The following is a 15,135-nucleotide window of genomic DNA, read 5'->3' as shown; positions in this document are numbered from 1 at the left end:
GGCTGGAATCACAGCTGTTTTTCGAGCAGTACCTGGCCCGAATCGGGTGAAACCAGTTGCACAGCAGCGATTTCGTCGATCGGGAGGGGCGTGTTCGCGCTGGGCAGCGCTGTCGCGCCCGACAAGCCCAGCCACGTCGCGACCTGGCTCTGACTACCGTCGCGGCCGACCACAACCATGCCCAGATTCTGCGGCGGTGCATCGCGCCTGCCCCAGTCGCCGTACGTGCACGCCATGTCGATGCGGGTACCCCAGCCGTAGCCGGTCAGGCTGATGGTCGCGTTGATCGGTGTCTCGGACACCTTCGACATCTCCATCGCGGATCCGGCGAGCTGGTCGGTACCGGTCCCAAAACCCAGCGCATCAGGTCGAATGGCGATCACCAGTCCAATGGCCAGCACCGCAGCCGCGGCGGCCAGCGCGGCGGTCGTCATCCAGCGGGAGCGCCTGCGGCTCGCGTTGACGCGATGCAACAGCGAATCCAGCATCTGCGGCCGACGCTGCGGTTCGGACTGTTCTGCGTCGAGCGACGCCACGTCGGCCTTGTCCAGTTTGGCGAGCAGCGGAGGAATTTCACCCAGTTCGTCGACGGCGGCGCGGCACCGCGGACACGTCTGCAGGTGCGCCTCGTACTCCAGGCGCTCGTCGGTGGACAGCGCGCCGAGTACGTAGGCAGCGTCCCACGTCGCATAGCGATCGTCGTCCACCTCGTCACCACCCCTCGGTAGCCCGTACAGTGTCATCTCCTCACCCCCATCTCCTGCAGCCGCAGGCGCAGAGCCCGCATCCCGTAGTGCAGCCGCGATTTCACGGTGCCTTCGGCGATCTGCAGGTCGGCAGCGATCTGGGCGGTTGAAGCGCCCTGGTAATACGCGCGGCTGATGACGGCCCGGTGGTCCTCGGACAGCTGGGCCAACGCCTCGCTGAGCAACATGCGGTCCAGCGCCGTCTCCACCTCATCGGGTCCCGCGCGGTCCGCCGCTTGTTCCATGTCGGGGGTGCCCGTTTCGCTGCGGAACCTCGCGCTTCGTCTTTCGTCGATGACGAGGTTACGCGCGACGGTGAACAGCCACGCCCGCGCGGATCTCTCGCTGTCGCCGGTCACCTCGGGATGGCGCCACGCACGCAGTAGCGTCTCCTGCACGACATCCTCCGCTCGAGCTGCATCCCCGGTGAGCCGCACGACATAGCGCCAAAGAACTGCGGCATGCTCCTCATAGAGCACCCGCATGACCTGGCTTTCTGCGGTCCCCGGGTCGTCCAAATTTCAACCTCCGTTGGTAATACGAGGTTGCGGGTCATCCGGTTCAGTGTCGGCGCGTTGCCATACATCGCCCAGTGTGGACTTGTCACACGCAAAAGGCGGCAAAAGCGTGCGGGTAACCCACGTTCGGCGCGAAATCTAGAGCGACGTGAGGATCCGCGGCCCGTCGTCGGTGACGGCCACGGTGTGTTCCCAGTGCGCGGCGCGGGATCCGTCGGCCGTGACGACGGTCCACTGGTCTTTGAGCACAACGGTCTTCGTGGTGCCCAGGGTGAGCATCGGTTCGATGGCCAGCACCGAGCCAGCCGCCAGATGCGGGCCCCTGCCGGGTGCCCCTTCGTTGGGCAGGAACGGGTCCATGTGCATCTGCCTGCCGATGCCGTGCCCGCCGTAGCCGGCGACGATCCCGAACTTGCGGCCGTACCGCTTCTCGGCGGCATGCGACTCGACCTCGATCGCGTGTGAGACGTCGGTGAGCCGGTTGCCGGGCACCATCGCGGCGATGCCCGCCTCCATGGCCTCGCGGGTGGCTGCGGACAGCGCTTCGTCGACGGGAATCAACGGACCGATACCGAAGGTGACCGCGGAGTCACCGTGCCAGCCATCGAGGATCGCCCCGCAATCGATGGACACCAAATCGCCCGATGCGAGGACGTCGTCCGCGGACGGAATGCCGTGCACCACACGATCATTGACCGACGAGCAGATGCTGGCCGGAAAGCCGTGGTAGCCGAGAAACGACGGGGTGCCGCCCCCGTCGCGGATCACCGCTTCGGCGATCTCGTCGAGCGCGAGCGTGGACACACCGGGGACCGCGGCTTCGCGGACCGCGGCCAACGCGGACGCAACCAGTGCCCCCGCAGCGGCCATCGCGTCGAGTTCGGCGGGGGTGCGCTGCGGCACGACCCGGCGGCTCCGCAGCCCTGGCAGACCCATGACCGAACTACTTGCCGAGCGCTCGTAGCGCCCGGGCGAACACCTCGTCCAGCGGGCCCACGGCATCGACGGTCTGGAGGTTGTTGTGGGAGTAATACTCCAGCAGCGGCTCGGTCTCGTCCCGGTAGACCTGCATCCGGTTGCGGATGACGTCTTCGGTGTCGTCGGCGCGGCCACGGGCCTTGAGCCTCGTGAAGAGCTCGTCCTCTGAGACGGCGAACTCCAGCACGGCGTCGAGCTTGGTGTTGTGGTTCTTCAGCATCTCGTCGAGTGCCTTGGCCTGCTCGACCGAGCGCGGGTAGCCGTCGAGGATGAACCCGGCGGCCGCGTCCTCCTGCTCGATCCGGTCCTCGACCAGTGCATTGGTGAGAGTGCTCGGCACCAGGTCGCCGGCGTCGAGGTAACGCTTGGCCTCGACCCCCAGGTCGGTGCCTTCGTTGATGTTCTTGCGGAACAGGTCGCCGGTCGAGATCTGCGGGATTCCGAGCTTCTCAGAGAGCTTCTGCGCCTGGGTGCCTTTACCCGCGCCGGGCGGTCCGAGTAGAACGACTCTCACTTCAGGAACCCTTCGTAGTTGCGTTGCATCAGCTGGCTCTCGATCTGTTTGACCGTATCCAAGCCGACACCGACCATGATCAGAACCGCAGTACCGCCGAAGGGCAGGTTCTGCACTGAGCCGGTGTTGCCGATCTGCAGGAACAGGTTCGGCAAGACGGCGATGACACCCAGATAGATCGAGCCCGGCAGGGTGATCCGATTGAGCACGTATCGCAGATAGTCGGCGGTGGGCGCACCTGGACGGATGCCCGGGATGAACCCGCCGAACTTCTTCATCTCGTCGGCACGTTCCTCGGGGTTGAACGTGATCGACACGTAGAAGTACGTGAAGAAGATGATGAGCCCGAAATAGACCGCGATATAGGCCGGGTCGGCCGGGTTCGTGAGGTATTCGGCAATGAACCTCGAAAAGCCGCTGTTGGCCGCGTTCGGGTCACCGCTGGTGATCAGCTGCGTGAGGAGGTGCGGGATGTAGATGAGCGACGACGCGAAGATGACCGGGATGACGCCTGCCTGGTTGACCTTCAGCGGCAGATAGGTCGACGTGCCGCCGTACATCCGCCTGCCGACCATGCGCTTGGCGTACTGGACGGGGATGCGTCGTTGTCCCTGCTCGACGAACACCACGCCGACGACGATGCCGAGGGTCGCCAGGCAGACCATGGTGAACACCAGGCCGCCACGGCTGTCCAGGATGGACTTGCCCTCGCCCGGGATCGCCGACGCGATGCTGGCGAAGATCATCAGCGACATGCCGTTGCCGATGCCGCGCTCGGTGACCAGCTCGCCCATCCACATCACCAGCGCGGCGCCCGCGGTCATCACCAGCACCATCACGACGAGCGTGAAGATGTTCAGGCCTTCGCTCTGACCCTGGATGATGTCGAGCGTGCAGCCCTGCAGCAGGCCACCGTTGGCGGCCAGCGCGACGATGCTGGTGGACTGCAGCAGGGCCAGGGCGATCGACAGGTAACGCGTGTACTGCGTCATCTTCGTCTGGCCGGCCTGGCCCTCTTTACGCAGCTGCTCGAAACGCGGGATGACGACGGTCAGCAGCTGAACGATGATGCTGGCGGTGATGTAGGGCATGATGCCGACCGCGAACACCGAGAGCTGCAGTAGTGCGCCGCCGGAGAACAGGTTGATCAGTGAGTAGACCTGGCCCGAATCGCCGCCGCTGACCTCCGCGATGCACTGCTGAACGTTCGGGTAGTTGACACCGGGCGACGGAATCGAGGCGCCCACGCGGTAAAGGATGACGATGCCGATGGTGAAGAGGATTTTGCGCCGCAGGTCTACTGTCCGCAGTGACGAGATGAAAGCCGAAAGCACTCTTCCTCCTGCGCAGCCGACCTGTGACTAGCGGCATGCAAATGTGGCTGGTCTGACCAGCGGGTTCTTGGTTAAGTCTGGGTATCGATCAGGTGCGACGTCCGTCAGGCGCGCAGCCTGCGAAGTCACGCGTCAAACAGTCTACGAGACTAACAGTTGCAGCTCCTTCGCCCTGCATCCTGCTGCCCCGATGTGCACTCACAGTTCCTTCTCAGCCCGGGAACATACCGTGGGGCTCGTCTCGTTATATCCACTAAGTAAATGGCTTTCGACTAGGGGCTGATCATGGCTAGGACTGACAAGGACACGTGGGATCTCGCGTCGAGCGTCGGCGCGACGGCGACGATGGTCGCCGCGGCGCGCGCGATCGCGACGAAGGCCGACGATGCACTGATCGACGATCCGTTCGCCGAACCTCTGGTCCGCGCGGTCGGGGTGGACTTCTTCACCAAACTCGCAAGTGGAGAGCTGCGCGCCGAGGATCTCGACGTCGACCACGCCTCCGTGGGAATGGCGCGGATGACCGACAACATGGCGGTACGGACCAAGTTCTTCGACGAGTTCTTCACTTCTGCCACCGGAGGTGAGGTGGGCATCCGGCAGGCGGTCATCCTGGCGTCGGGCCTCGATTCCCGGGCTTACCGGCTGGCCTGGCCCGCGGGGACGACCGTCTACGAGATCGACCAGCCCGAGGTCATCGAGTTCAAGACCAGAACGCTCGCGGACTTCGGCGCCGAGCCGACTGCCGACCGCCGGACCGTCGCGGTGGATCTTCGCTTCGACTGGCCCTCGGCACTGATCGCCGCCGGGTTCGACCCGAGCAGGCCCACCGCGTGGAGCGCAGAGGGCCTGTTGGGCTATCTGCCGCCGGAGGCACAGGACAAGCTGCTCGACACCATCACCGAGCTCAGCGCCGTCGGCAGTCGCGTCGCGGTCGAGAGCACGCCGAACATCGACGCGGCAGACCACGAGAAGGCGATCGAGCGGATGCAGGAAGCCGCCCAGCAGTGGCGCGACCACGGCTTCGAACTCGACTTCGCCGACCTCATCTACCTCGGTGACCGCAACGAGGCGTCGGCGTACCTGGCCGATCGCGGTTGGCACATCACCTTCCAGAGCGTCAAGCAACTGCTGAGCGAGAACGGTCTGCCCCCCATCACCGAGGAGGACGACGACGTCGCCCGTTTCGGTGAACTGCAGTACGTCACGGGCATACTCGAGTCATGAGCCGGGCGGACAGCCGAACCGATGGCGACAGCTGGGATCTGGCGTCCAGCGTCGGCACCACCGCCACGATGGTTGCCGCCGCACGCGCGGTGGCAAGCCGTGACGCCGACCCGCTGTTCGACGACCCCTATGCCGCAGCGCTGGTGCGCGCCGTCGGCCTGGACTTCTTCACAAAGCTCGCCGACGGAGAGGTCGAATTGCCCGACGACGGCGAGCCCGGCGGTCCGGCGTTCCTCGCCACCTCGATCGCGGTGCGAACGCGATTCTTCGACGACTTCTTCGCCGAGGCAGGCGCGGCCGGAATACGCCAGGCCGTGATTTTGGCGTCGGGTCTGGATTCGCGCGCCTACCGGCTGTCATGGTCCGACGGCACCGTCGTCTACGAGATCGACCAGCCCCAGGTGATCGAGTTCAAGTCCGCGACTATGGAGTCCATCGGTGCGACCCCCGCCGCCGAACAGCGCACGGTCGGCATCGACCTCCGTGAAGACTGGCCGAAGGCTTTGCGCGCCAGCGGTTTCGACCCACATCAGCCGACGGCCTGGAGTGCCGAAGGTCTGCTGGTCTATCTGCCGCCGGACGCGCAGGACCGCCTGTTCGACGACATCACGGCACTCAGCGCGCGGGGCAGCCGGCTGGCCACCGAGTACCACCCGGACGCCGCCGCCAGCATCGGCGCGCGGCTCAAGGACATGAAGGACCGGTGGGGTGACGCCCCCGATATGGACATCACGAAGTTGTTCTACGACGGTGAGCGCAACGGGGTGGTCGAATACCTGGGCGAGCACGGTTGGAACGTGTCAGCCCGTCGCCGCCCAGAGGTGTTCGCCGGGTACGGCCGCGAGTTTCCCGACACCGAAGCCCTTGTGCCACTCCGCGATTCGCTTGCGGTCATCGCGACTCGAAAGTAGGAATCCATGCCACGCACCGACAACGATTCATGGGATCTGGCGTCCAGCGTCGGATCGACAGCGACGATGATCGCCGCGCAACGGGCGCTGAGCAACCGAGAGGGACTCATCCACGACCAGTATGCCGAGCCGTTGGTACGCGCGGTCGGCATGGACTTCTTCATCCGCGCACTCGACGGCGAGATCGACCTCGACGAGGTCGACCCTCGGTTCAACGTGCGCAACGCGGCAGAGGGAATGGCAGTGCGCACACGCCATTTCGATACATTGTTCACCGACGCGGCCGCCGCCGGCGTGCGGCAGGCCGTGATCCTTGCCGCAGGGCTGGACGCGCGGGCGTATCGGTTGGCGTGGCCCGCGGGGGCCACCGTCTACGAGCTGGACCAGCCCGAGGTCATCGCGTTCAAGAGCGAGACGCTGGCGCAGTTGGGTGCCAGGCCTGCCGCGGACCGTCGGCCGATTGCGATCGACCTCCGTGAGGACTGGCCGAAAGCGCTGCTGGACAACGGCTTCGATCCCACCCAGCCCACGGCGTGGATTGCCGAGGGCTTGCTGATCTACCTGCCGCCCGAGGCACAGGATCTGTTGTTCGACCGCATCGACGAGCTCAGCGTGCCGGGTAGCCGTGTCGCCACCGAGCACATTCCGGACATCAGCGCATTCTCCGACGAGAGGTCGCAGGAGATCGCGGACCGGCTCAAGAAGTACGGCCACGACATCGAGATGTCGGAGCTGATCTATCGCGACGAGCGCAATGACGTCATCGACTACCTCGCCGAGCGAGGTTGGGATGTCACGGCTCAGACGATGCGAGACGCATACGCCGCCAACGGGTTCGAATTCCCGGAGGACAGTGCGATGGGCTTCTTCGCCGACCTGAGCTACCTGTCCGCGATCAAACGCTAGGTCCGCCTGCCAGTTCGAGGAACCTGGCGTAACGGTCTTGTACCGGGTCGGTCCACGCGGAGTCGGGTTCGACGATGCGGCAGACAGAGGCCCACCGCGCGGCGTCGGCGACTGCGGTTTCGAGTCCGGCCGCCATCCGTGCGAAGAACGCCGCACCCAGCGCGGCGCCCTCGGCGACGCCCGACACGCTCACGGGCAGCCCGGTGGCGTCGGCGATGGCCTGCATCCACGGCGCGACGCGCGTGCCGCCGCCCGTCGCGACAATGCGCGTCGCCCGGGCGCCGCTCATCTCGATGATCTGCCGCACAACGAATCCCGACGCCTCATAGGCGGCCCGTCGCACCGATGCGCCGTTGTGGGTGAGGTCCAGCCCGTCGAGCACGCCGCGGCGATCGGGATCGTGCAGCGGGACGCGTTCTCCGCGCAGGTACGGCGACCACACCGGCACCCGCCCGGGGTCGACGTCGCCATCCGGGCCGACAAGGCGGTCCACCCAGCCGAGGAACAGACCGCCCGCATTACTCGGCCCGCCGATCTGGAGCTTGCCCGCCGCGGTGTGCGGCAGCGTCCAGAGGCCGGGCACCTCACGGAACTCACTCGTTGTCACCCACACGATCAGAGTGGTGCCGCACACCACCAGCACGTCACCGTCCTGGTCGGCGCCCGCGACGATCTGCTCGCACACCGCATCGACCGCGCCCGCGGCCAACACGGTGTCGGAGTCCCGCAGCCGACCCACCGCGACGCCCGTCGTCTCCACGCGCGGCATCGCCGCCGGCTCCGTACCGCACTCGGCGCAGACCGATTCGCTCCATCGCTCACCGTCGAACAACGGATAAGCGGTGCTGGCGGTGGAATTGTCGATGACTGCCTCACCCGCGAACATGTGATTGGCCACCGCCGCCGCGGGCCAGTACCCGTGGGCGTCGGGCGCCTCGGCCACCGTCCAACGCAGGAACTCTTCTGCTTCACCGGAGAGGAACGTGGTGTCCGGGCGGGCGTCTCGTCGACCGCGGACATCGCCATAGAGCAGGCCGGGGGTGAGCGGACGCCCATCGACGTCGACGGCCGTGAGCGACGGCACCATCGCGGTGACCGCCAACGCCGCGGCATCGGGCCGACGCAATTCGACAAGGGCCGCCAACGGTCCCCGCCGCCACGCCTCGTCGGCGTCGTGTTCCAACTGATTCGGTGCAGGCACCAGCAGTCGATGCGGGATCCGGACCCGCGCGGCCACCCGACCGTCCTCGTCCGCGGCCACCGCCTTAACGGCCGTCGTACCGATGTCGATGCCGATAGTGACCGCTTTGGCTGACACGGGCGCCACCGTACGCCAGCATGTCCATACGTGAGCAGACTTCGCGCGCTCGTGACCGCACCACTGCGCGGTCCGGGCCTCGACAAGCTGAACCAACTGGTCGACGTCGTGTACGACCCGTGGATCGAGCTGCGCCCGCTGCGGATCTACTCGGCCGAACAGCTCGCCGAGCGTGCGAGCGCCGAGCACGCCGACATCCTTGTCGTCGAGGCTGATTCGGTGAGCGGGCCGGTACTCGATCTGCCGTTGAGGGCGGTCGCGTCCACGCGCGGCGACCCCAACAATGTCGACGTGGCCGCGGCGACGGCGGTCAAGGTGCCGGTGCTGAATACGCCCGGCCGCAATGCCGACGCCGTCGCGGAAATGGCGATCGCGCTGCTTTTCGCGGCTACCCGTCAGGTGCTGACCGCCGATGCAGACGTCCGCGCCGGAGAGGTGTTTCGCGACGGCACCATCCCCTACCAACGGTTTCGGGCATGGGAGGTCGCGGGGATGACGGCCGGGCTGGTGGGTCTCGGCGCCGTGGCCCGAGCGCTGCGCTGGCGGCTGCAGGGGCTCGGCCTGACGGTGATCGCCTACGACCCGTACAACGACGAGGCCACCCACAGCCTCGACGACCTGCTCGCCGAGGCCGACATCGTCTCGCTGCACGCGCCCGTCACCGACGACACCGTGGACATGATCGGCGCCGACCAATTCGCGAAGATGCGCGACGGCGCGGTGTTCCTCAATACTGCTCGCGCGCAACTGCACAACACCGATGCACTGGTTGAGGCGCTGCGCAGTGGCAAGCTCGGAGCGGCCGGGCTGGATCACTTCGTCGGCGAATGGCTGCCCGTCGATCATCCGCTTACGGCAATGTCCAACGTCGTGCTCACACCTCATATCGGCGGCGCCACGTGGAACACTGAGGCGCGGCAGGCGCAGATCGTCGCCGACGGCCTCGAGATGCTGTTGTCCGGACGCACGCCAGCGCACATCGTCAACCCGGAGGTGCTGACATGGTGAGATACGTCGCCAACCCCGAGGACGCGGTGCTCAACGCGGCCAAGGACATGCTGCGCCGCGGCCTCGTCGAAGGCACCGCGGGCAATATCTCGGCCAGGCGCGAGGACGGCAACATCGTCATCACGCCGTCGTCGGTGGACTACGCCGACATGGTGCTGGAAGACCTCGTCCTCGTCGACCCCGAAGGCGCTGTGCTGAGCGCCAAGGACGGCCGGAGCCCATCGACGGAGATGGCCCTGCACCTGGCGTGCTATCGCGCATTCGACGACATCGGCAGCGTGATCCACAGTCATCCGGTGTGGGCCACGATGTTCGCGGTCGCCCGTCAGTCGATTCCGGCCTGCGTCGACGAGTTCGCCGTGTACTGCGGCGGCGAGATCCGGTGTGCGGAGTACGCGGCTTCAGGAAGTCCCGATGTCGGCGACAACGCAGTGAAAGCGTTGCAGGACAGGGCGGCAGCGCTGATCGCCAACCACGGGCTGGTGGCGGTCGGCCAGCGCCCCGACAAGGTGCTGCATGTCACCGCACTGGTGGAGCGCACCGCGCAGATCGCCTGGGGCGCAAGGGCTCTTGGCGGGCCGATACCCATTCCCGACGAGGTGAACAACAACTTCGCCATGGTTTACGGCTACCTACGCTCCAACTGAGGTCCACCCGCGAGTGCGGCGCTTGCTCAGAAGCGGTAATCGCCCCACCAAAGGGCACTGACGCCGGTCAGCGACCGCTCGGCCTGGCTCAGCACCCCGGCCACCGAGCGGCCGACGAGGACAGCCAGGGCCTCGGGCACCGACGCGGCCGCGGGCTGCGAAGACGACTTCGGCCTCAGCATGTCCATCAGCGACGAGCCGGGGTAGTCGATCAGGCGGACGTCGTCGTCGGGATCGAGGCCGGCCAGCACCTTGGCGCGGTTGATGGCGGTGCGGAGCCCGCCGAGTTCGTCGATGAGGCCGTGCTCCAACGCGTCGGCCCCGGTCCACACGCGACCGCGGGCAACAGCATCAACCGCCTCGACGGTCATCTTGCGACCCTCGGCGACACGCTCGACGAAGTCGGAATAGGAGAGATCCGCCTCCGCCTCGACCAGCGCGTGCTGCGCGTCGGTGAAGGGCTGGTTGATCGACCAGGCGTCGGCGTTGGGGTTGGTGCGCAACGACTCCGAGCCGACCCCGAGACGCTCCTTGAGTTCCCGGGCGACCAGCTTGCCGGTCACGACACCGATCGAGCCGGTGATGGTTCCTGGGTTGGCGACGATCGCATCTGCGGCCATCGAGACGTAGTAGCCACCCGATGCCGCGACCGCACCCATCGACGCGACGACGGGTTTGCCGCTGTCCCGCGCCTTCTTCACCTCACGCCAGACGGTTTCCGACGCGGTGGCCATTCCGCCGCGACTGTCCACGCGCAAGACGATCGCGGAAACGGAATCGTCGGCCGCCGCCTCGCGCAAGGCCGCGGCGATGGTGTCACCGCCGGCGCTCGAATCGCCGAACGGCAGCACCTGCGGTCCGCCCCGGCCGCTGACGATCAGGCCGTGCAGGGTGACGACGGCGATAGCCGGCTTACGTTTGCGACCCGGAACCGGCGGCAGCGGTGACGAGGGCCGCGAAGCGGTGGCTTTCGCGTACCGCGACAGGTACAGCCGGGGCGGCGCATCGTCAGACGCGCCAACGAGTTCGGCGATTCGGTCATACGCCTCATCGCGGAACCCGATTCGATCGACCAAGCGGCCGGTGACAGCATCGTCGCGTAACAGTGGTGCTCTGTCCGCGAGCGCGTCGACTTCGGCTGCTTCGATACCGCGCGACTCGGAGACCGCCTGCCGCACCTGGGCAAGCAGGCTTTCGATCAGTCTGGTGTCAGCCTCACGGTGGGCATCGGTATAGCTGTTCTGGGTGAAACGGTTTGGGGCTGACTTGTATTCGCCACGCGCGATGTACTGAGGCTCGATGCCCGCCTTGTCGAGCGCGTCGCGCAAAAACGTCGCACCGGTGGCGAAACCGACCAACCCGACCGTGCCTGAGGGCTGCATCCACACCTCGCGGAACGCCGAAGCGAGGTAGTACGACAACGTGCCCGGATAGGTCTCGGCCCACACGAGCGACGGCTTCGCCTCGCTGAACGTCGAGATCGCATGGCGCAACTCCTGCACCGGACCCGGCGCGGCTGCACTGAGCTGGACGCGCGCGATCAGCCCGGCCACGCGCGAATCGTCGGCGGCGCGGTGGATGGCGGCGACAGCATCGCGCAGCACCATCGGCCGAGTGCCGACGTTGATCATCGCCAGCGGGTCGAATCCACCGGTTTCCGGTGGCGCTGCCATCAGATCGAGCTCGAGCACACACCCGCCGGGTACGCCGTGATGGCGGGCCGTGTCCACCCGCCTGCCGAGCGCACGTACGTCGTCGATTCCAGGGATGCCGGGCAGAAATGCGAACATTCTGTGAGCCTACCGACGCGAAATCGGCGCCGGCCTTCCGCAATCAGCGGCCCAGGTACCGCGAGAACTGTGGGCAGTAGATGTTCACCGAGGCCCGCATGAAGCCCACGGCCTGTTCCTTGGTGAGATTGCTGTTGACCAAGGACTGGAGGATGCCTCGGACCAACGGTGGCGGGTTGGGATTGCGCGCCATCTCCCGGGTCATCGTGTCGCAGACCCCTCGGCCCAACGCCGGGATATCGGTTTCGGGGCCCACGGTGATACCCAGGGAGCTCACTGCCTTCTCGAACTGCTCGTCGGCGTCCTGAGCGTGCGCGGACGCGGCGCTGCCGAAGACCGCGAGGCCGGCGCTGACCATCGCAACAGCGATGGCACGACGGACAGTGGTCATGTCTGCTCCTGAACTTTCGGCACGCGCAATGTAGATCGCACCCGTGACCCGATGCGTTACCGCATTCGATGAATCGCAAGAGCCCCCACCGTAACGGCAGGGGCTCTTGTCGACAACTGGACCTACAGCTCGGTCGCGGATCCGCCCGCAGAGGTGATCTTTTCGCGTGCGCTGCCGCTGAACTTGTGAGCGGTGACGTTGACCTTCACGGTCAGCTTGCCGTCGCCGAGCACCTTGACCAACGTGTTCTTGCGCACCGCACCGGAAGCCACCAGTTCGTCGACACCCACATCGCCGCCCTTGGGGAACAGCTTGTTGATGTCGCCGACGTTGACGACCTCGTACTCGGTCCGGAACCGGTTGCGGAAGCCCTTGAGCTTCGGCAGCCGCATGTGGATGGGCATCTGGCCACCCTCGAACGTCGCCGGGACGTTCTTACGTGCCTTGGTGCCCTTGGTGCCACGACCGGCGGTCTTGCCTTTGGAGCCCTCACCGCGACCCACGCGGGTCTTGGCGGTCTTCGACCCCGGCGCCGGGCGCAGGTCGTGCAGTTTGATAGTCATTGCTAAACCTCTTCTACCTCAACGAGGTGGTGGACGGTCTTGATGAGTCCACGGGTCTGGTCGTTGTCCTCACGTACCACGGACTGCCGGATCTTGCGCAGTCCGAGGGTCCGCAGGCTCTCGCGTTGCTTCCACCGCGCACCGATGGTGCTGCGCACCTGAGTGATCTTGAGCTCTGCCATGGTTACGCCGTTCCCTCACGCGCGGCCGACGCGGCCAGCGCCTCGGCTTCACGCCGCGCCCGCAGCATGCCTGCCGGCGCCACCTCCTCGATGGTCAGGCCACGTCGGGCCGCCACCTCTTCCGGACGCTGCAGCAGCTTGAGTGCGGCAACGGTGGCGTGCACCACGTTGATCGCGTTGTCGCTGCCCAGCGACTTGGCCAGGACGTCGTGCACCCCGGCGCATTCCAGCACTGCGCGGCAAGCGCCACCGGCGATCACACCGGTACCGGGGCTGGCCGGACGTAGCATGACGACACCCGCGGCGGCCTCGCCCTGCACGGGATGGGTGACGGTGCCACCGATCAGCGGTACGCGGAAGAAGCCCTTACGCGCCTCCTCGACACCCTTGGCGATGGCGGCCGGGACCTCTTTGGCCTTGCCGTAGCCGACACCGACCATGCCCTTGCCGTCGCCGACGATGACCAGCGCGGTGAAGCTGAACCGCCGGCCACCCTTGACCACCTTGGAGACGCGGTTGATCGTGACGACGCGTTCGATGTAGTTGCTCTTCTCGCCGCCGTCGCGACCGCCACGGCCACCGCCGCGGTCGTCGCGACGACCACGGCCGTCGCGGTCACCACGACCGCCTCCGCGGTTGTCCTGCGCCGGAGCGGCGCCAGCCTGCTCGGCCATCATGCAGTCCTTCCGTAATCAGTCATTAGAACTTCAGCCCGCCTTCGCGCGCTGCGTCAGCCAGTGCCGCGATGCGCCCGCCGTAGGTGTAGCCACCGCGGTCGAACACCACCGCCTCGATACCCGCAGCCTTCGCGCGCTCGGCGATCAGCTGACCGACCCGCACGCTGTGGGCCTTTTTGTCGCCCTCGACCGCACGCACGTCCGCCTCGATCGACGATGCGGCGGCCACTGTGGTGCCGTCGAGGTCGTTGATCAGCTGCACGTGGATGTGCCGCGCCGAGCGGTTTACCATCAGGCGCGGCACCTCGGCCGTGCCTTCGATCTTCTTGCGCAGTCGGGCGTGCCGACGCAGCCGCGAGACACGCCGGGCCTCGGACACGCTCTGCCCCACCGGCTTACGCGACGACGCCTCAGTCTTAGAAGAAGCCATTTCTACTTACCTGTCTTTCCGACCTTGCGGCGGATCTGCTCACCCTCGTAGCGAATGCCCTTGCCCTTATAGGGATCGCTCTTGCGCAGGCGGCGGATGTTCGCCGCGATCTGGCCGACCTTCTGCTTGTCGATTCCGGAGATCGAGAACTTCGTCGGTGTCTCCACTGCGAACGACACGCCTTCGGGGGCGTTGATCAGCACCGGATGGCTGTAACCCAGGGCGAACTCGAGGTTGCTGCCCTTGGCCACCACGCGGTAACCGACGCCGAAGATCTCCATCTTGGTGGTGTAGCCCTCGGTCACACCGGTGACCAGGTTGGCGATCAGCGTGCGGGACAACCCGTGCAGCGAGCGGTTTTCCCGCTCGTCGTTCGGACGGGTCACCACGATGGCGCCATCGTCGTCGCGCGCGACCCGGATCGGTTCGGCCACCGCCAGCTCAAGAGTTCCCTTGGGACCCTTGACCGACACGTTCTGGCCGTTGATCGTGACATCGACTCCGGCGGGAACCGGAACCGGTTGCTTTCCAATTCGTGACATGGTCTTTAGGCTCCTATCCCCACTACCACACGTACGCGAGGACTTCGCCGCCGACGCCCTCTCGGGCGGCCTGACGGTCGGTTCGCAGACCCGACGACGTGGAGATGATCGCCACGCCCAGACCGCCGAGCACGCGCGGCAGATTGGTGGACTTCGCGTAGACGCGCAGACCGGGCTTGCTCACCCGGCGCAGTCCCGCGATGCTGCGTTCACGGCTCGGGCCGTATTTCAGTTGCACCACAAGCGACTTGCCCACCCGGGCATCCTCGGTGTGGTAATCGGAGATGTAGCCCTCGCTCTTGAGGATCTCGGCGATGTTGGCCTTGATCTTCGAGTGTGGCAGCGACACCTCGTCGTGGTACGCCGAATTGGCGTTGCGCAGACGTGTCAAGAAGTCTGCGATCGGATCCGTCATGGTCATGACAGCCGGTTCACCTTCCTCGCGGCGGTTCC

Annotated in this window: 19 protein-coding genes; 5 read left to right on the top strand and 14 right to left on the bottom strand. The window is 66.4% G+C overall.

Annotated elements, in window-relative coordinates; genetic code table 11:
- Nucleotides 1-8 precede the first annotated feature (8 nt).
- From BST47_RS07075 to secY, 5 genes are all read right to left on the bottom strand, one after another.
- Complete coding sequence (locus BST47_RS07075; protein ID WP_083124698.1) at nt 9-743, bottom strand: zf-HC2 domain-containing protein; 735 nt, start codon at nt 741-743, stop codon at nt 9-11.
- On the bottom strand, nt 740-1,264 hold the full coding sequence (locus BST47_RS07070; protein WP_083124696.1) for a sigma-70 family RNA polymerase sigma factor: 525 nt from the start codon (nt 1,262-1,264) through the stop codon (nt 740-742). Before BST47_RS07070 ends, BST47_RS07075 begins: the two co-directional genes overlap by 4 nt.
- Nucleotides 1,265-1,402: 138 nt before the next feature.
- On the bottom strand, nt 1,403-2,200 hold the full coding sequence (gene map / locus BST47_RS07065) for a type I methionyl aminopeptidase (RefSeq protein WP_083124694.1): 798 nt from the start codon (nt 2,198-2,200) through the stop codon (nt 1,403-1,405).
- A 7-nt stretch (nt 2,201-2,207) separates the two neighbouring features.
- The gene (locus BST47_RS07060) at nt 2,208-2,756 is read right to left on the bottom strand and encodes an adenylate kinase (protein ID WP_083124692.1); all 549 of its coding nucleotides are present in this window, start codon (nt 2,754-2,756) and stop codon (nt 2,208-2,210) included.
- On the bottom strand, nt 2,753-4,090 hold the full coding sequence (gene secY / locus BST47_RS07055) for a preprotein translocase subunit SecY (RefSeq protein WP_083124690.1): 1,338 nt from the start codon (nt 4,088-4,090) through the stop codon (nt 2,753-2,755). The genes BST47_RS07060 and secY overlap by 4 nt, the downstream gene beginning before the upstream one ends.
- A gap of 285 nt (nt 4,091-4,375) precedes the next feature.
- On the opposite strand from secY, the gene BST47_RS07050 reads away from it, so the two are divergent.
- The 3 genes from BST47_RS07050 to BST47_RS07040 are packed head-to-tail and all read left to right on the top strand — an operon-like array spanning nt 4,376 to nt 7,134.
- Nucleotides 4,376-5,317: a class I SAM-dependent methyltransferase gene (locus BST47_RS07050; RefSeq protein WP_083124689.1), complete on the top strand. Its 942-nt coding sequence runs from the start codon at nt 4,376-4,378 to the stop codon at nt 5,315-5,317.
- Complete coding sequence (locus BST47_RS07045; RefSeq protein WP_083124687.1) at nt 5,314-6,228, top strand: SAM-dependent methyltransferase; 915 nt, start codon at nt 5,314-5,316, stop codon at nt 6,226-6,228. Before BST47_RS07050 ends, BST47_RS07045 begins: the two co-directional genes overlap by 4 nt.
- 6 nt (nt 6,229-6,234) lie before the next feature.
- On the top strand, nt 6,235-7,134 hold the full coding sequence (locus BST47_RS07040; protein WP_083124685.1) for a class I SAM-dependent methyltransferase: 900 nt from the start codon (nt 6,235-6,237) through the stop codon (nt 7,132-7,134).
- On the opposite strand, the gene BST47_RS07035 is transcribed toward BST47_RS07040, so the two are convergent.
- Complete coding sequence (locus BST47_RS07035) at nt 7,124-8,452, bottom strand: xylulokinase (protein ID WP_083124683.1); 1,329 nt, start codon at nt 8,450-8,452, stop codon at nt 7,124-7,126. The two genes, BST47_RS07040 and BST47_RS07035, sit on opposite strands and share 11 nt — an antisense overlap.
- A gap of 30 nt (nt 8,453-8,482) precedes the next feature.
- Between BST47_RS07035 and BST47_RS07030 the strand changes: the two genes are divergently transcribed.
- Nucleotides 8,483-9,460 (top strand): NAD(P)-dependent oxidoreductase, encoded by a 978-nt coding sequence (locus BST47_RS07030; protein WP_207568554.1) that lies wholly within the window; start codon nt 8,483-8,485, stop codon nt 9,458-9,460.
- Entirely contained in the window at nt 9,454-10,107 is a 654-nt protein-coding gene (locus BST47_RS07025) for an L-fuculose-phosphate aldolase (RefSeq protein ID WP_420094023.1), read from the top strand. Before BST47_RS07030 ends, BST47_RS07025 begins: the two co-directional genes overlap by 7 nt.
- A 26-nt stretch (nt 10,108-10,133) precedes the next feature.
- Here BST47_RS07025 and sppA read toward each other — a convergent pair whose 3' ends face one another.
- From sppA to rpsH, 8 genes are all read right to left on the bottom strand, one after another.
- Nucleotides 10,134-11,897: a signal peptide peptidase SppA gene (gene sppA, locus BST47_RS07020; protein WP_083124679.1), complete on the bottom strand. Its 1,764-nt coding sequence runs from the start codon at nt 11,895-11,897 to the stop codon at nt 10,134-10,136.
- Between the two features lie 43 nt (nt 11,898-11,940).
- Nucleotides 11,941-12,288 carry a DUF732 domain-containing protein gene (locus BST47_RS07015; protein WP_083124678.1) on the bottom strand — a complete coding sequence of 116 codons (348 nt, stop codon included), beginning with the start codon at nt 12,286-12,288 and terminating at the stop codon, nt 11,941-11,943.
- Between the two features lie 122 nt (nt 12,289-12,410).
- The gene (gene rplO / locus BST47_RS07010) at nt 12,411-12,851 is read right to left on the bottom strand and encodes a 50S ribosomal protein L15 (RefSeq protein WP_083124676.1); all 441 of its coding nucleotides are present in this window, start codon (nt 12,849-12,851) and stop codon (nt 12,411-12,413) included.
- A 2-nt stretch (nt 12,852-12,853) separates the two neighbouring features.
- On the bottom strand, nt 12,854-13,033 hold the full coding sequence (rpmD, locus tag BST47_RS07005) for a 50S ribosomal protein L30 (protein ID WP_083124674.1): 180 nt from the start codon (nt 13,031-13,033) through the stop codon (nt 12,854-12,856).
- A gap of 2 nt (nt 13,034-13,035) precedes the next feature.
- The gene (rpsE, locus tag BST47_RS07000) at nt 13,036-13,707 is read right to left on the bottom strand and encodes a 30S ribosomal protein S5 (RefSeq protein ID WP_207568553.1); all 672 of its coding nucleotides are present in this window, start codon (nt 13,705-13,707) and stop codon (nt 13,036-13,038) included.
- A 25-nt stretch (nt 13,708-13,732) separates the two neighbouring features.
- On the bottom strand, nt 13,733-14,140 hold the full coding sequence (gene rplR, locus BST47_RS06995) for a 50S ribosomal protein L18 (protein WP_083124670.1): 408 nt from the start codon (nt 14,138-14,140) through the stop codon (nt 13,733-13,735).
- Nucleotides 14,141-14,142: 2 nt separating this feature from the next.
- Complete coding sequence (gene rplF, locus BST47_RS06990; protein WP_083124668.1) at nt 14,143-14,682, bottom strand: 50S ribosomal protein L6; 540 nt, start codon at nt 14,680-14,682, stop codon at nt 14,143-14,145.
- 22 nt (nt 14,683-14,704) lie between these two features.
- Entirely contained in the window at nt 14,705-15,103 is a 399-nt protein-coding gene (gene rpsH, locus BST47_RS06985) for a 30S ribosomal protein S8 (RefSeq protein WP_014209124.1), read from the bottom strand.
- Nucleotides 15,104-15,135: the final 32 nt, after the last annotated feature.

The sequence above is a fragment of the Mycolicibacterium tusciae genome, assembly GCF_002086795.1.
In the GTDB taxonomy this organism is placed as follows: domain Bacteria; phylum Actinomycetota; class Actinomycetes; order Mycobacteriales; family Mycobacteriaceae; genus Mycobacterium; species Mycobacterium tusciae.
This window is presented reverse-complemented; position numbering and strand designations above follow the sequence as displayed.

What these genes read in the sequence shown, in the direction of transcription:
- rplR (WP_083124670.1), bottom strand. Translation starts at nt 14,140, where the DNA reads ATGGCTTCTTCTAAGACTGAGGCGTCGTCGCGTAAGCCGGTGGGGCAG.
- rplO (WP_083124676.1), bottom strand. Translation starts at nt 12,851, where the DNA reads ATGACTATCAAACTGCACGACCTGCGCCCGGCGCCGGGGTCGAAGACC.
- BST47_RS07040 (WP_083124685.1), top strand. Translation starts at nt 6,235, where the DNA reads ATGCCACGCACCGACAACGATTCATGGGATCTGGCGTCCAGCGTCGGA.
- sppA (WP_083124679.1), bottom strand. Translation starts at nt 11,897, where the DNA reads ATGTTCGCATTTCTGCCCGGCATCCCTGGAATCGACGACGTACGTGCG.
- BST47_RS07075 (WP_083124698.1), bottom strand. Translation starts at nt 743, where the DNA reads ATGACACTGTACGGGCTACCGAGGGGTGGTGACGAGGTGGACGACGAT.
- map (WP_083124694.1), bottom strand. Translation starts at nt 2,200, where the DNA reads ATGGGTCTGCCAGGGCTGCGGAGCCGCCGGGTCGTGCCGCAGCGCACC.
- BST47_RS07015 (WP_083124678.1), bottom strand. Translation starts at nt 12,288, where the DNA reads ATGACCACTGTCCGTCGTGCCATCGCTGTTGCGATGGTCAGCGCCGGC.
- BST47_RS07045 (WP_083124687.1), top strand. Translation starts at nt 5,314, where the DNA reads ATGAGCCGGGCGGACAGCCGAACCGATGGCGACAGCTGGGATCTGGCG.
- BST47_RS07050 (WP_083124689.1), top strand. Translation starts at nt 4,376, where the DNA reads ATGGCTAGGACTGACAAGGACACGTGGGATCTCGCGTCGAGCGTCGGC.
- rpmD (WP_083124674.1), bottom strand. Translation starts at nt 13,033, where the DNA reads ATGGCAGAGCTCAAGATCACTCAGGTGCGCAGCACCATCGGTGCGCGG.
- rplF (WP_083124668.1), bottom strand. Translation starts at nt 14,682, where the DNA reads ATGTCACGAATTGGAAAGCAACCGGTTCCGGTTCCCGCCGGAGTCGAT.
- rpsE (WP_207568553.1), bottom strand. Translation starts at nt 13,707, where the DNA reads ATGGCCGAGCAGGCTGGCGCCGCTCCGGCGCAGGACAACCGCGGAGGC.
- BST47_RS07025 (WP_420094023.1), top strand. Translation starts at nt 9,454, where the DNA reads ATGGTGAGATACGTCGCCAACCCCGAGGACGCGGTGCTCAACGCGGCC.
- rpsH (WP_014209124.1), bottom strand. Translation starts at nt 15,103, where the DNA reads ATGACCATGACGGATCCGATCGCAGACTTCTTGACACGTCTGCGCAAC.